The organism is Anaerovibrio sp., assembly GCF_051866355.1.
Lineage (GTDB): Bacteria > Bacillota > Negativicutes > Selenomonadales > Selenomonadaceae > Anaerovibrio.
This window is the reverse complement of record NZ_JBJDWZ010000088.1, coordinates 1-14,136: the sequence shown is the minus strand read 5'-3', so window position 1 is coordinate 14,136 and position 14,136 is coordinate 1. Positions and strand designations below refer to the sequence as shown.

The window sequence follows — 14,136 nt, the reverse complement described above, 5'->3', positions numbered from 1 at the left end:
ATGAACTATAAAAGAGCGGCTCTGTGAGCCGCTCTCAAATCGCCATTTCAGACGATTACGAATGTTAAGTTAAAGTAAGCTATTTCTACAGACCGCAATCAGTTGGAACATGGTTAGAATATGAAGTCGAGACGGCTCCATACGCCGGAAACCTTGCTGTTCTTTGCATATAACTTGTCGTTGTCCTTGCCGTTGAAATACTTGAAGGATGAAACAATATTTTTTGTCCAGGTATAATCAACACCCAGCTCCCAGCCTTTCAGAGAATTCAAGCCTGTAGTTCCCGCTTTGTGGTCATAGGTTGCCTGAAATGCTGCGATCGGTGTCAGATTGCGATAGGCCACATAGGCACCCCAGGAACCTTTATGAGCTGCATCTGCACCCTTGTAATTCATTTGAATACTGTAAGCTCCGCGTGAGAAAGCATGATCGACCCAACTATTGCCATAGGAATAGTCGGCAGTAGCCTTGAGGTTTTTGTCAAAAGCATAGCCTATGCCTGCATCCCAAACCTTGTAGTCCCCGTGGTCAGTGATGATGGTCTTGTTTCCGCCGGCAATGTGATAGCCAAGACCGGCTTCAAACTTGCCATTCTTGTATCCGGCCTCCACAGCGGCATAGCTGCCGGAAGTGCCTTTGGTACCAGATGTGGTCGTTGTATAGAATAGACGATTTTTTGCGTCAACCCTACCACCGGTGGCCTTGAAGCTCCAGCGCTTGTCAGGAGCATAAACCATTTCAGCACCAGTTACCTTGTCATCAAAGAACAGGCCGTGGGACGCATCCGAGAAAGAGCCAAAGCGGCCGAGCTTGATTGCTGCCTTGCCGTATTTGCCTTCTGCATAAATCTTGCCCACATCCGCTTTACCATCGTTTTTGTTAACGGTAGTATCGTCGCCGCCCTTGCTGTAATCATAGTTATAGTCAATTTCGGCATGACCCGTCCAGTTATTATTGATGGTGACGGACGGAGTAAAGCGCAGCTTCAGCTGGTTCTCATTGTTTTCTCTATGACCTTTCTGTACAGCAAAATTGGCGTTGTTCCAGTCATAGCGTATCAAGCCTGTCCACTTAACATTGTCGACCTTTTCCTCAAGGTTGGCAATGCGGACGCCCAGACCGGACAGTTCATCGGAGAACTCTGCGGCCAGCTTGTCAATGAGAGCCTTGTTGTTATTATCGGCGGCATCGGACTTTGCCATGGCCTTGGCAACAAGTTGTGCCATTTCATAGCGGCTCATGTGCTGGTCGCCCTTAAAAGTGCCGTCATCGGCATACCCGTTTACCAGACCATCCTGTGCCAGCTGAGCAACGGCATCGTATGCCCAATGATCCGCAGGAACGTCTGCAAAAGGATTGGCAGCCGCAAATGTAGTGGATGCAGCGCCTGCTACCAGAGCGGTAGTTAACGAGGTTACAAGTAACTTTTTCATTAAAAAATTCCTCCCTTACAAATAAAAAACACTTATTGTCGTTTTGAATACGTAAAAAAGTAAGGGAAATAGCATGGAATTAATTTACGAAAATAATTATACATGTTATAATAAAGCCGTTAACGCCTGAAAGCAGGGACTAAAAAACCCCCGACGGCTATCGGGGGTTTTCGTTTTCTTTTTACAGAGCAGATGCCCTGCGGTGATATGGCTTGTGTTGATTAGAAAATGAAGTCAACACGGCTCCACATACCGGTAACCTTGTCGTTGGTATCAACAAGGGTATCCTTGCCGGTGAAGAACTTAGCGGTTGCTACGATGTTCTTTGCGAAAGCATAGTCAGCACCGAACTCCCAGCCCTTCAAAGAGTTCAAGCCGGCAACGCCAGCCTTGTGATCATAGGTTGCACCGAAGGCTGCGAATGGGGACAGCTGACGGTATGCAGCGTATACGCCCCAGGAGCCCTTGTCAGCAGCGTCAGCGCCCTTGTACTGGAGCTGGATGTTGTAGGCGTTCTTGCTGGCACCATCCCAAACCTCGTCATTCAGGGAAGGACCAAAAGCATAGTCAGCAGTCAGCTTTACATTCTTGTCGAAAGCATAGCCAACGCCCAGGTCAACTACGCGGAAAGAGCCATCTGCATTTTCCAAATCAGTAAAATTAGCAACATCCTGGAAGGTGTAGGTAGCAGTTACATTGTGGTAGCCTGCACCAGCCTCCCACTTGCCATTCTGGTAGTTAGCCTCAACAGCCCAGTAGGTAGCATTGTTATTATTGCTAGGGCCATGGGACAAACCATAGCTCTCATGCTCCCAACCATCTTCAGTCCAGAAACCGGAGAGACGAGCGGCAGTAGCCTTTACCTTCCAGTTGCTGGTAGGAGCATACTGGAACTCAACGCCGGTAGCAGAATCCATATCGATTACCAGACCATGGGAGGCATCGGAGAAGGTGTTGAAACGGCCGAGCTTGGTGTCCAGCTTGCCATAAACGCCCTCTGCATAAATCCACTCGGTGGATACAGTGTTGTGGCCGGTAGTATCATCCTTGTCAACATCATAGTCCAGACGAGCATGGCCGGTCCAGTTCTCGTTGATGGTGATGGATGGCTCAAAACGCAGCTTAATAGTGTTGTTCTGGGAATCCCTGTGGCCTTCGCTGCTCTCATAGTTGGTGGTGTTCCAGTCATAACGGATCAAGCCATTCCACTTAACGTTGTCGGTCTTAGCCTCCAGGTTAGCAACGCGAACGCCCAGGTTAGCCAGCTCATCGGAGAACTCTGCGGACAGCTTCTCAATGAGAGCCTTGTTGTTGTTGTCAGCAGCATCGGACTTAGCCATAGCCTTTGCAACAATCTGAGCCATCTCATAACGGCTCATGCTCTGGTCACCCTTGAAGGTGCCATCAGCGGAATAACCATTTACTACGCCGTCCTGTACCAGCTGAGCAACAGCATCGTATGCCCAATGGTCTGCAGGAACATCAGCGAAAGGATTAGCGGCTGCAAAAGTAGTGGATGCAGCGCCTACTACCAGAGCGGTAGTCAATGCGGATACGAGAGTCTTCTTCATTAAAAAATTCCTCCTTTGTCCAAATAAAAAACACTTATCGGGATGTTAAGGTTGTATAATAACGAAAAATAAATAAAATTTTTGTATTTACCGAAGGTTTTTATGAAATATTTTATAAAATATGTAATAGAATAGCGAATTTCTCTTATAAAAAGTTAGTAGACAGGTATGCCTTTGTTGATAAAATTTTACAAATTATATAAAATTTAAATAAGCCGTATGTTGACGTGGTTAGGAGATGTTAGAAATGAAAAAGCAAGGTAAAAAAATCGTCACGGTACAGGAAGCCTTTCAGGTTTGGTTTGAGGAATATGTCAATATCAATACCCGGACAAACACGCAGAAATCCTATCGGGGCATGATAGAAAAGCATATTTTTCCTCAGCTGGGAGATATGGAGATGAATAAGCTGGATGCCCGACTTTTGCAGAAATTTATCAATGAACGGCGAAAATGCCTGAAACGTTCCTCCTTGGGAAAGCTGCTGGCTATTATGCGCTCCTGCTTCAGCTATGCAGTGAATCCCTGTGGTTTTTGCAAAAGCAACCCTGCCGAGAATGTCTGGCTGCCGCGCGATATCGAGGAGCCGGGCAAGGAGATTCATGTGTTTTCCTCCACGGATGTGGCAGCTATTGAAAAGCAGTATCCGCCGGGGCATGATTATTATGTGGCACTGCATGTCTGTTATTACACGGGGCTTAGAATCGGGGAGGCGCTGGGGCTTAGATGGCAGGATGTGGATTTTGAGAAGCGGGAGCTGACGGTGGCTGGTACTATGCTGGAAAACGGCCTGCGCCAGAGCATGCCAAAGACCAGGAGCAGCTATCGTACTATTCCCTACGGGACACAGCTGCAGATGCTTCTGCAGACGGAGCAGCTTCGCCAGATGGATGTGCGCCAGTCGGCGGGAAACAGCAGGTACAACAAGGGGGATTATGTCTGCTGCCGGATTGGGAGCGGCAAGCAGATTTGTGCGCCGGATTTTCGTTTTTTTAACGCCTGGTGCAAGAAGAATCTAGGGGGAGGCTCCACCCATTCACTGCGCCATACCCATGCTACCATGCTGCTGGAGGCGGGGGAAACGATGGATGCTGTATCCAAGCGGCTGGGGCACAGCAGTATTGCTATTACGGCCAAGTATTATTCCCACGTCACGGAGAAAGGAAAACTGAGGATGCGGGCAACCCTTGACAATCTTTTTCCGCCTGACAATGTAACAGGCTGATATGGCAGTAAGTGCTGTTTTGTGGTATACTAAACAAAGCAATTATTTCGTGGGGGCGTGAGATTATGGCGAAAATAAAAAAAGCAGTAATTCCGGCGGCCGGTTATGGGACGAGGTTTCTTCCTGCCACCAAGGCAACGCCGAAGGAGATGCTGCCTATCGTAGACAAGCCTACTATCCAGTACATTGTGGAAGAAGCCCTGGACAGCGGCATTGAGGAGATTCTGATTATCAGCGGCCATGCAAAGAGAGCCATCGAGGATCATTTTGACTCGGCGCCGAATCTTGAGCGGGAGCTGGAGGAAAAGGGCAAGGAGGATTTGCTGGCCATAGTGCGGGAAACAGCAGATATCAACGTGCATTATATCCGTCAGAAGAAAATGCGGGGGCTGGGGGATGCCATTCTCTGCGCCAAATCCTTTATGGCGGGGGAGCCTTTTGCGGTGCTTCTTGGTGATGATGTGGTGTATGCGGACAGGAAAAGCGGGCAGGCGCCTGCCCTGAAGCAGCTGATAGATATCTATGATGCCTATGGCGGTTCGGTGCTGGGGTGCCAGCAGGTGCCGGATGAGAAGGTTTCTTCTTATGGTATTGTGGACGGCAGGGAGATTGCCGGTTCGCGGCTGGTGAAGGTCAGCAACATGGTAGAGAAGCCGGAGCTGGGAGAGGCGCCCAGCAATATGGCAGTGCTGGGGCGGTATATAATATCTCCGACAGTGTTTGAGATTCTGGAGCATACGAAGCCGGGCAAGGGCGGTGAAATCCAGCTGACGGACGCCCTTAAGCAGCTGGCAGGGGTTGAGCCGGTCTGGGCTTACTGCTTTGAGGGCAGGCGGTATGATGTGGGGGACAAGCTGGGTTTTTTGAAGGCTACGGTGGAGTTTGCCCTGCGGCGTGAGGATTTGGGCCCGCAATTCAAGGAATATCTGCAGGCATTGATGAAGGAGCAATAGCTGTAGGTGTGTTGCAGGTGCTGATGAAACAGCAATAGCCGTGAAGGTATTGCAGGCATTGATGAGGGAGCAATAGTTATGAAGGTATTATTGGCAGGTGGTGCCGGGTATATTGGCACCCATACGGCAGTACAGCTTTTGAAGGGCGGCCATGAGGTTGTTATCGTGGACAATTATGACAACAGCTGTCCGGAGGCGGTGCATCGTGCTGAAGAACTGGCCGGCAGGAAGGTGGCGCTGTATGAGGCGGATATTCAGGACGAGGCGGCAGTAAGGGGGATTCTGGACAAGGAACGGCCGGAGATGGTGATTCATTTTGCAGGCCTGAAGGCCGTGGGGGAATCCGTGGCAAATCCCTTGAAGTATTATCGCAATAACATAAATACAACTCTTTCACTGCTGGAGGCCATGGCCGCAACCGATGTGCAGAAGATAATTTTTTCTTCCTCGGCAACTGTGTATGGAGAGCAGAATCCATCTCCGTATAAGGAGGAAATGCCGAAGGGCCTTTGCACCAATCCTTATGGCTGGACGAAGTCCATGATGGAGCAGATTTTGTCTGATGCGGCTGTGGCCAATCCGGAGCTGGGGGTAGTGCTGCTGCGGTATTTTAACCCTATCGGCGCCCATGAGTCCGGGCGGATTGGCGAGGATCCCCAGGGGATTCCCAACAACCTGATGCCATATGTATCGCAGGTGGCGGTGGGCAGGCGTGAGAAGCTGACGGTGTTTGGCGGTGATTATGATACGCCGGACGGCACCTGCCTGCGGGATTATATTCATGTGATGGATCTGGCCGACGGCCATGTGAAGGCGGTGGAGTTTGCGGCCGGCCACAAGGGCGTGGAGATTATCAACCTGGGTACCGGCAGGCCGTACAGCGTGCTGGACATCGTGAATACCTTCCAGCAGGTGAATAACGTGCCAGTAAAGTACGCTATCGGGCCGCGCCGTGCCGGTGATCTGCCGGTGTGCTATGCGGATGCGTCAAAGGCGAAGGCAGTGCTCGGCTGGGAGGCAAAGCGCACTCTGGCCGATATGTGCCGTGACAGCTGGAACTGGCAAAAAAATAATCCTGATGGCTACAGGATGTAAAAGATGTATTGCTAAATGATGTGAAATGTGCTATGCTAATCTCAGCGAAAGCTAAAGGTGATTAGTGCATCCATGTGAGGCACGCAAAAACGCCCCGATGTGCCGATCGGGGCGTTTTCTATTCCGTTTGGTAAAGGTGGCTTAAGCCTTAGGCTGGCTGCTGCGTTTTATTGCCTGTCCAGCCATTTGCAAATGTAATTGCCGATTACACTTGCCAGAACAGACAACAGAAAGGTAATTAGCAACTCCACATGAAGCACCTCCCTTCACTGCAGTGTGGGAGAGCAGCAGAATAATTATACTATGGCAGCACAAAAGCGTAAATATGTTTTTGTGTTTTTTATTGCAGGATTTTGTGATATACTATACGGGTAATATTTTCAAAAAGTACAAATCATAAAGGTGGAATAAGGTTTTGAGTAATTTAGAAGTAGGTATTGTCGGATTGCCGAATGTGGGCAAAAGCACGTTGTTCAACGCTATTACCAAGGCAGGCGCCGAGGCGGCCAACTATCCGTTCTGCACCATTGAGCCGAATGTGGGCATCGTGGATGTGCCGGATCAGCGCCTGCAGGTTCTGCATGAGATGTACAGCTCAAAGAAAACCACTCCGGCGGCTTTCCGTTTTGTGGATATTGCCGGCCTGGTGAAGGGTGCGTCCCAGGGCGAGGGCCTTGGCAACAAGTTCCTTGAGCATATCCGTCAGGTGGATGCGGTGGCGCAGGTTGTCCGCTGTTTTGAGGACGGGGATATCACCCATGTGGAGGGGTCTATTGATCCTGTTCGCGATATTGAAATCATCAACACGGAGCTGTGCCTGGCTGACATGGAGGTGCTGGAGCGCCGTGCGCAGAAGCTGGTGAAGCTGGCCAAGGCCGGTGTAAAGGAGGCCAAGGCGGAGCAGGCTGTTCTGGACAAAATAAAAGCAGCTCTCGATGAGGGCAGGACTGTCCGCAGCGTAGAGCTGTCTGATGATGAGCTGGCCCTTATCAGGGAAATGAATTTCCTGACCATGAAGCCGACCCTGTATGTAGCTAATGTGAGCGAGGATGAGGTTGCCACTGCCGATGCGGAAAACCCGTATGTGCAGAAGGTGAAGGAGTACGCCGCTAGCGAGGGGGCCGAGGTGGTAGCGATTTCTGCCCGGGTGGAGTCGGAGATTGCGGAGCTGGATGCCGATGAGGCAAAGGAGTTCCTGCATGAGATGGGGCTGGAGCAGTCCGGACTGGAAAAGCTCATCCACGCCGCTTTTGACCTGCTGGGGCTGATGACCTTCCTGACGGCAGGCCCTGATGAGTGCCGTGCCTGGACTATCGTCAAGGGAACCACTGCACCGAAGGCCGCCGGCAAGATTCATTCTGACATTGAGCGCGGCTTTATCCGTGCGGAGATTGTCAGCTTTGATGACCTGGTAGCGGCCGGGTCCACAGCCGCCGCCCGTGAAAAGGGGCAGGTGCGCCTTGAGGGCAAGGATTATATCATGCAGGACGGGGATGTGACCTACTTCCGCTTCAACGTGTAATTGCGTATTTTGCTATTCCGTCAGCTTGTACAGCTCCGGACGCCTGTCGCGGAAGATGTTGATGTCGCTCCGTATCTGGCTGATCATGCCGGGCTGGAGGTTGGCGTGCAGGATTTCTCCCTCCAGATTGTCCGTGGAGCCCTGGGCCAGCAGGCTTCCCCATGGGTCGTAGATGGCGGAGCCGCCGCCCAGGTGCATGGCATCTCCCAGATGGGAGGAAATGCCGTTGGCGGCAGCCACAAAGAACTGGTTCTCAATGGCGCGCGCCCTGAGCAGGGTGTCCCAGTGCTGGATGCGCTCTATCGGCCAGGCGGCGGCCACAAACAGGATGCTGATGTCCTGCAGGGCCAGCTGCCGCACCAGCTCAGGAAAGCGCAGGTCGTAGCAGATGATGATGCCGCACTTTATGCCGTCAATGCTGAAGGTGGCCAGCCTGCTGCCTGGGGTAAAATCGGTGTTTTCGCCGGCCGGGGAAAAGAGATGGGTCTTTTCATAGGTGGCTATGTTTTCGCCTGCCCTGTCAAAAACGTAGCAGGTGTTGTATATCTTCTTTTTCCTCTCCACGGCAATGGAGCCTGCGATGATGTTGACCGTGTACTCCGAGGCCAGGCGGCTCATATGTTTTTTCCAGATATCCTGGCTGTCGGCGTATTCGCTGATTGGCTTTGGATAAAAGCCGGTGTTCCAAAGCTCCGGCAGCAGGACGGCATCGGGGCGCTGGTCGCTGTTCATGGCCTTGTCCAGCATGGCGGACATGGCATCGAGATTGTGCTCGATATTGCCCTCTTCAATGGGCAGCTGAAGAATAGATATTTTCATGATAGTGTAACTCCCTTTCTGTAGAATAGGATGATTTTTATGCCATTAAAGTTTAATGTGGGAGATGTGGTCAGGATGCGCAAGGCTCATCCCTGCGGCAGTTCGCTCTGGCAGGTTACCCGCACCGGCATGGACTTCGGTATGAAATGCCAGGGCTGCGGCCATTTTGTGATGATACCACGCGTCAAATTTGAGCGGATGGTAAAAGCAGTGGTAACTGCGGCGGAATAATCCTGCGGCCACAGATATTTTCGTTTTTTGTCATATAATATACTACAATATATATTATATATCATTTGTACCCTGGGAAGGAAGTCTGTTTTTAGTGGATTTTTTCAAGAACAAAGAAAAATGGATATTTTCTGCGGCTGTGGCGGTGTGCGTTGCGGTTGTCTTGTGGGCAGGCGGCGTGGAGGCTGCCAGGGCCGACAGGTATTTTGTGGATTATGAGGGAAATACCGGCTACTACGTGGACGTCAACTCCATTGAACAGCCCAGCGAGCATGAGATAGAGCTGGATTTGTATCTGGTCAAGCTGCACAGCAGGTATATGTACCGCTACCGGGCTTATTTTGATACGGAGGAAGGCTCCTATGAATACCGCAATGCCAAGGTATACAACTATGAAACAAAGAAGCTGATGAGCGGTGCGGTGAATGTGCAGGAAAGGCTTTCCTACGGCAAGAGCACCATGCTGCAGGAGGTTGTGGAGTTTGCGCTGGCCTGGAAGAAAAGCCATATATATAAAACCCAATATGGGGAAACATGGGAATAAATTAAAGGTGTTCAAAGCGGACACCTTTTTTTTATTGCTTTTTTACGCAATCTGCAAAACGGCCTTTACAAATGTGTTTATGAAAGGTATACTATCACACATAGTCATTGAAGACTATTGTCTATGTACAACGGACATTATAACAAAATGTACATAGATGTATACAAAAGGCATTATAAATGTTATAGGGGGAATTGTGTATGGATTTTGCAGCTATTATGAAGCAGGTGAATGATTTTGTTTGGGGCCCCGTTATGCTGTGCTTTCTGGTAGGCACCGGCATCTTTCTGACGGTGCGCCTGAAGTTCAAGCCGTGGCTGAACCTGCCTTATGCGGTCAGGATGATTCTGACAAAGAAGGATAACACGGAGGGCGACGTTACGCCGTTCCAGTCCCTGATGATTGCTCTGTCTGCCACTGTGGGTACAGGTAACATCGTGGGCGTTGCTACCGCTATGGTGCTGGGCGGACCGGGCGCACTGGTCTGGATGTGGATTTCTGCCGCTTTCGGCCTTTCCACCAAGTATGGTGAATCCGTGCTGGCCGTAAAGTATCGTGAAACCAACGAGCGGGGCGAGATGGCCGGTGGCCCGATGTATGCCATGAAGAACGGCATCGGCGGCGTGCCGGGGCGCGTGCTGGCCTTTTTGTTCGCGGTGTTTGCTGTCTGTGCTTCCTTTGGTATCGGCAACATGACCCAGGCCAACTCCATTTCTGCTGCGTTTAACAGCAGCTTTGGCGTGGATCCTGCCCTGATTGGTTCCATTCTGGTTATTCTTTCCATGGTTATTCTCTTCAAGGGCGTGCGCAGTATCGGTGCTGTTTCCAGTATCGTGGTGCCTGCCATGGCAGCTTTCTATGTAGTGATGGCCCTGATTGTCATCGTGGTGAACGCAGGCAACCTGCCGGCCGGCATTGGTGAGATTTTCCGGATGGCCTTTGCTCCGGAGGCTGTAGCCGGCGGTGTAGGCGGTTCCATTATCGCTTCCATGCTGACAGCTATGCGCTGGGGTGTTGCCCGCGGCGTGTTCTCCAACGAGGCAGGCCTTGGTTCCGCGCCGATTGCGGCTGCTGCGGCCAAGACTGACCATGCTTCCCGTCAGGGTTATGTAAATATGACCGGTACTTTCTTTGATACCATGATTATCTGCGTGCTGACAGGCCTTGTTATCGCTTCTTCCGGCATGCTGGGCACCATTGATCCGGCTACCGGCAAGGCTGTTTCCGGCGCTCAGATGACCATATTGGCATTCTCTTCCGTTTTTGGCGAGCATGCCCGCGTAATCGTTTCCACTTCTCTGGCACTTTTCGCTTTTTCCACGATTCTCGGCTGGGAGTATTATGGCGAGAAGGCACTGGAGTATCTGGTAAGCAATCATGACATTCTGGTGGCATACCGCGTTATCTTCTCCTTTATCACCTATATCGGCGCAACCCAGACACTGGATCTGGTATGGGACTTCTCCGATACGGCCAACGGACTGATGGCGATTCCGAACCTTATCTGCCTCCTGTGGCTCAGCAAGGATATTGCCAAGGAGTGCTTTGACTACGAGGAGCGCGTGGTAGTTCGCGAGAAAAAGGGCGAGAAGGTGGATTTGTCCACCAGTGCCTGAATAATGATACAATAATGATATAATGCTGAAACAATCCCGTCTAAACGTAGTCGGGATTGTTTTTTTGTGGTATACTAAAGGGGTTAGTAGCTTTCTTTAAGTATGGAGTGGTGGTTTTGGGAATCTGGAATCAGTTAATGTATATAGTGATGATGTTGTTTGCCCTGACATCCAATTTTTCCATTGCGGCTACCAGTGTGTGCATTGTGCTGGGGGCTGTGGTGATGATTGCCCAGAAGGTGTGTACCGGCAGCCTGCCTGATATGGACAAGGGACTGGTCAAGATTGTGGCCTTTTATTGCGTCCTGCAGGTGGTGGCGGCGCTGATTGCTCCCAATCCGGCGGCAAGCCTCGGTGAGGTGTGGGGCACCATTTACCGCCTCAGCCCGTTGTTTATGGGAATCGGCTATTTGCAGACGCGGCGGCGCATGGCGTGGATTCTGGTGGCCTTTGCGGTGTCGGTGCTGGTCTGTGATGCCATGGGTGCGTATCAGCTGGTGGTCTGGGAGGACTATACCCCTATTGGCGCAAGCTCGGCGGCATCCTTTTATGCCACCCATCTGATGATGGCGATACCGATTTTTTATCTTATGTGCCGTCAGGATGAGGGGGTTTTTGCCAACAGGACGATACCTGCCTTTATGCTGGCCTTTTCGGTGGTCATGTATGCCATCGTATCGTGGAATGACTGGAGTGGGCAGGCTACATGGGCATCGGTGCTGAGCCAGAGCAGCTTTGTCAAGATATTCGTGGAGGGCGGCTTTGTGGGGCTGGCTTCCTTTGTGATGCTGCAGGGGTACATTCTGTACCGCCTTGTGAAGCTGTATCAGGCGGAAAAATCCATCAGCCGCTCCGTAAATACTGCGTCCTATGGCATGATAGGCATATTGGTCCTGGCGGGACTTCACCTTGAGGGAATGACAGAGAGCAGCATGCTGCAGATTTCCGTCATGCGCGAATACTGGCTGCTGATAGGGCTTTTGCTGGCGGCCGGCAAAATGAGATTATTGGAAGCGGGGAAGATTGAATAATGGATATACCTGGAGTTGCGGGATTTTTCAGCGGCTGGCAGCAGGATTTGCGTTTGGCGGTGGTGCCGCCGGTTTTGTGTGCAGTGTTTCGGTTCCTTTTTATCTGGCTGGATGGTCCGAAGAGGATTTCAGACTGGAAGGGAAGCCAGCTGAGAACATGCTTCAGCTATGGCTTCTGGTGGGGGATGGATATAAATTCCCGCTTTTATCTGCTGACGCTGGCGCTTGTTACCCTGCCGGGCAGCTTTATATGGGGATATTATGGCATCAGCGACACAGTGCGGCTGGTGCTTTTTGTGCTGTATGGAGTAGTTCTCTATGCCGCCTTCATGGGCAAGAGGATTTTTTATTATCATTTTCATGATGTATACAATCGCAACATGTGGCTGGGCAAAAATGCGGACAAGAAAAATCTGCTGGATATTTTTTTCAACCAGAACCACGGGGCATGGATTCTGCTGGGAACGGCGCCCTATGTCTGCCTGCTGTGGCTTGTGGGAAGCGGACTGCAGTCCCTGCCGCTGCTGGAGCTGCCTTTATGGGAATCAGTGGCAGCGCAGTACGCTATGAATACGGCAATTTTCCTGTTTTCTATTGCCATATATTACTGGTTCAACTTTGGCGGCACCTTCCGACATCGGCTGAAGCCGGAATGGGACGAGGTGCCTGCCGAGGTAAAGAACGATGTTTTTCTGGGCAAGGCCACTATGGATGATCTGGTGGCGCTGAAGATTGTCTGGAAGCATCCGGTGCCTGAGTTTATGTCGAAGGATGACGAGACGGCTGCCAGGGATATCCGCTGTGTGCTACCGGATTTTGCAGGTACTGTGGATGATAATCCGCTGTTATACTGCAGGCGTATTGCCGGAGGGGCAAGAATCAGGAAACCGGGGCATATCTTCTTTATTCTGGAGGAAAGCCATTGTCAGGGGCTTTATGATGCACCTTATGATATGTTGGATATAGTCAAATATACTAAGCGGCTGCGGCAGGAGCCGGGAGCCTTTGTGCTGAACAATTTCCAGCCGGGCGGCATGATATCCCAGACAGCTCTGGGCAGTATCCTGCTGGGGATCTATGACTGTGATGTGGAGCTGAATGAGAACAAGATAATCTGGGATGCAGATTTGCAGCGGCTGCCTACCACCATGGCAGGGCAGCTTCGCAGGCTGGGCTATCGCACTCATTTCTGGTATGGTGGCAGCCTGAACTGGGGCAGCCTGGTGCATTTTGCGCCCAGTGCCGGATTTGACCGCTTTTATGGCGGTCCTGATTTCTGCCCGCCGGGTTCACCAAGTACATGGCTGGGTGTATATGACCATATCTATCTGGAAGCTGTGGCTGAAAAGATACAGGCAGAGGCAGACGGCACGCCGGAATTTCATTTTGTCTATACCACTTCCAACCACGGGCCATATAATATCCCCTATGAGATGTATGGTGTGCACGAAGAGGACGCGGTTCGCCTGCCGCTGGGGGATTTGAAGCAGGGCGATATGGATATGCGACGTTTTACCGGCATTCTTTACTCTGACAAGGCGGTAGGGGATTTTGTCAGCAGGATGCGGGAGCTTTATCCTGACAGCCTGTTTATACTGACGGGGGACCATGCTTCGGCGGTGGCGCCTTTGGACAAGGGAATTATCCCTCGCAAGGACAGGCTGCTCCGGGAGCATATTCTGACCTCCTTTTCTATGCATCATCCGGACTTGAAGCCGGAGTTCTTTGCCGGCAATGTTCTGGGGGAGCATCATAACATCCTGCCGACTATCATGGAGCTGATTGCGCCGGAAGGGTTTGAGTATTACAGCCTGAAGCCGCCTCTGACGGAAAAAATCAGTCATGTGGTTACGCCTTACAGCTGGATGGATGGCGAGAATATCGGCTTTTACAAGGATGATGTGCGGCAGCAGCTGGCTTCGTCAGCGGAGGATGTGCCTATGGAGCATGGCAATATGCAGTACAGGGACGAATGGGCGGCCTGGCAGGGAATTACCGGCTGGCTGCTGAGGCATCCTGAGCTTATTGACTGACAGGATGCAGTGGTGTGATGGAGAAAAGCTATGGAATACAGGGATTGTGAGCTATTGGGGTTT

12 protein-coding genes are annotated in these 14,136 nt (G+C 51.2%); 9 read left to right on the top strand and 3 right to left on the bottom strand.

What is annotated here, in order from left to right; all coding sequences use genetic code 11:
• Positions 1-113: 113 nt before the first annotated feature.
• Both ACI3UA_RS04930 and ACI3UA_RS04925 read right to left on the bottom strand, forming a co-directional pair.
• The gene (locus tag ACI3UA_RS04930; RefSeq protein ID WP_439723719.1) at positions 114-1,433 is read right to left on the bottom strand and encodes an S-layer homology domain-containing protein; all 1,320 of its coding nucleotides are present in this window, start codon (positions 1,431-1,433) and stop codon (positions 114-116) included.
• A 221-nt stretch (positions 1,434-1,654) separates the two neighbouring features.
• Entirely contained in the window at positions 1,655-3,004 is a 1,350-nt protein-coding gene (locus tag ACI3UA_RS04925) for a putative porin (protein WP_439723718.1), read from the bottom strand.
• Positions 3,005-3,251: 247 nt separating this feature from the next.
• On the opposite strand from ACI3UA_RS04925, the gene ACI3UA_RS04920 reads away from it, so the two are divergent.
• The 4 genes from ACI3UA_RS04920 to ychF all read left to right on the top strand — a co-directional run bounded on the left by ACI3UA_RS04920 (position 3,252) and on the right by ychF (position 7,799).
• Positions 3,252-4,229 carry a tyrosine-type recombinase/integrase gene (locus ACI3UA_RS04920; protein WP_439723717.1) on the top strand — a complete coding sequence of 326 codons (978 nt, stop codon included), beginning with the start codon at positions 3,252-3,254 and terminating at the stop codon, positions 4,227-4,229.
• A gap of 65 nt (positions 4,230-4,294) precedes the next feature.
• Complete coding sequence (gene galU / locus ACI3UA_RS04915; protein ID WP_439723716.1) at positions 4,295-5,182, top strand: UTP--glucose-1-phosphate uridylyltransferase GalU; 888 nt, start codon at positions 4,295-4,297, stop codon at positions 5,180-5,182.
• A 78-nt stretch (positions 5,183-5,260) separates the two neighbouring features.
• A complete protein-coding gene (gene galE, locus ACI3UA_RS04910) occupies positions 5,261-6,277 on the top strand; it encodes a UDP-glucose 4-epimerase GalE (RefSeq protein WP_439723715.1) in 1,017 nt (338 codons plus the stop codon).
• Between the two features lie 415 nt (positions 6,278-6,692).
• A complete protein-coding gene (ychF, locus tag ACI3UA_RS04905) occupies positions 6,693-7,799 on the top strand; it encodes a redox-regulated ATPase YchF (RefSeq protein ID WP_439723714.1) in 1,107 nt (368 codons plus the stop codon).
• A 12-nt stretch (positions 7,800-7,811) separates the two neighbouring features.
• Here the strand turns inward: ychF and ACI3UA_RS04900 are convergent, their stop codons facing one another.
• Positions 7,812-8,618, bottom strand: a complete 807-nt coding sequence (locus tag ACI3UA_RS04900) for a carbon-nitrogen family hydrolase (protein WP_439723713.1) — start codon at positions 8,616-8,618, stop codon at positions 7,812-7,814.
• 39 nt (positions 8,619-8,657) lie between these two features.
• On the opposite strand from ACI3UA_RS04900, the gene ACI3UA_RS04895 reads away from it, so the two are divergent.
• The 5 genes from ACI3UA_RS04895 to ACI3UA_RS04875 all read left to right on the top strand — a co-directional run bounded on the left by ACI3UA_RS04895 (position 8,658) and on the right by ACI3UA_RS04875 (position 14,073).
• Positions 8,658-8,849, top strand: coding sequence for a DUF951 domain-containing protein (locus ACI3UA_RS04895; RefSeq protein ID WP_439723712.1), 192 nt, complete (start codon positions 8,658-8,660; stop codon positions 8,847-8,849).
• A 94-nt stretch (positions 8,850-8,943) separates the two neighbouring features.
• Positions 8,944-9,393, top strand: a complete 450-nt coding sequence (locus ACI3UA_RS04890; RefSeq protein WP_439723711.1) for a hypothetical protein — start codon at positions 8,944-8,946, stop codon at positions 9,391-9,393.
• Between the two features lie 200 nt (positions 9,394-9,593).
• Positions 9,594-11,009, top strand: coding sequence for an alanine/glycine:cation symporter family protein (locus ACI3UA_RS04885; protein WP_439723710.1), 1,416 nt, complete (start codon positions 9,594-9,596; stop codon positions 11,007-11,009).
• Between the two features lie 116 nt (positions 11,010-11,125).
• Positions 11,126-12,040 carry a hypothetical protein gene (locus ACI3UA_RS04880; protein WP_439723709.1) on the top strand — a complete coding sequence of 305 codons (915 nt, stop codon included), beginning with the start codon at positions 11,126-11,128 and terminating at the stop codon, positions 12,038-12,040.
• Positions 12,040-14,073 carry an LTA synthase family protein gene (locus ACI3UA_RS04875; protein ID WP_439723708.1) on the top strand — a complete coding sequence of 678 codons (2,034 nt, stop codon included), beginning with the start codon at positions 12,040-12,042 and terminating at the stop codon, positions 14,071-14,073. Before ACI3UA_RS04880 ends, ACI3UA_RS04875 begins: the two co-directional genes overlap by 1 nt.
• The last annotated feature ends 63 nt before the right edge of the window (positions 14,074-14,136 follow it).

Bases quoted from the DNA above. Each gene is read 5' to 3' on its own strand.
- ACI3UA_RS04925 (WP_439723718.1), bottom strand. From the start codon at position 3,004: ATGAAGAAGACTCTCGTATCCGCATTGACTACCGCTCTGGTAGTAGGC.
- ACI3UA_RS04885 (WP_439723710.1), top strand. From the start codon at position 9,594: ATGGATTTTGCAGCTATTATGAAGCAGGTGAATGATTTTGTTTGGGGC.
- ACI3UA_RS04920 (WP_439723717.1), top strand. From the start codon at position 3,252: ATGAAAAAGCAAGGTAAAAAAATCGTCACGGTACAGGAAGCCTTTCAG.
- ACI3UA_RS04875 (WP_439723708.1), top strand. From the start codon at position 12,040: ATGGATATACCTGGAGTTGCGGGATTTTTCAGCGGCTGGCAGCAGGAT.
- ACI3UA_RS04895 (WP_439723712.1), top strand. From the start codon at position 8,658: ATGCCATTAAAGTTTAATGTGGGAGATGTGGTCAGGATGCGCAAGGCT.
- ACI3UA_RS04900 (WP_439723713.1), bottom strand. From the start codon at position 8,618: ATGAAAATATCTATTCTTCAGCTGCCCATTGAAGAGGGCAATATCGAG.
- galE (WP_439723715.1), top strand. From the start codon at position 5,261: ATGAAGGTATTATTGGCAGGTGGTGCCGGGTATATTGGCACCCATACG.
- ACI3UA_RS04930 (WP_439723719.1), bottom strand. From the start codon at position 1,433: ATGAAAAAGTTACTTGTAACCTCGTTAACTACCGCTCTGGTAGCAGGC.
- galU (WP_439723716.1), top strand. From the start codon at position 4,295: ATGGCGAAAATAAAAAAAGCAGTAATTCCGGCGGCCGGTTATGGGACG.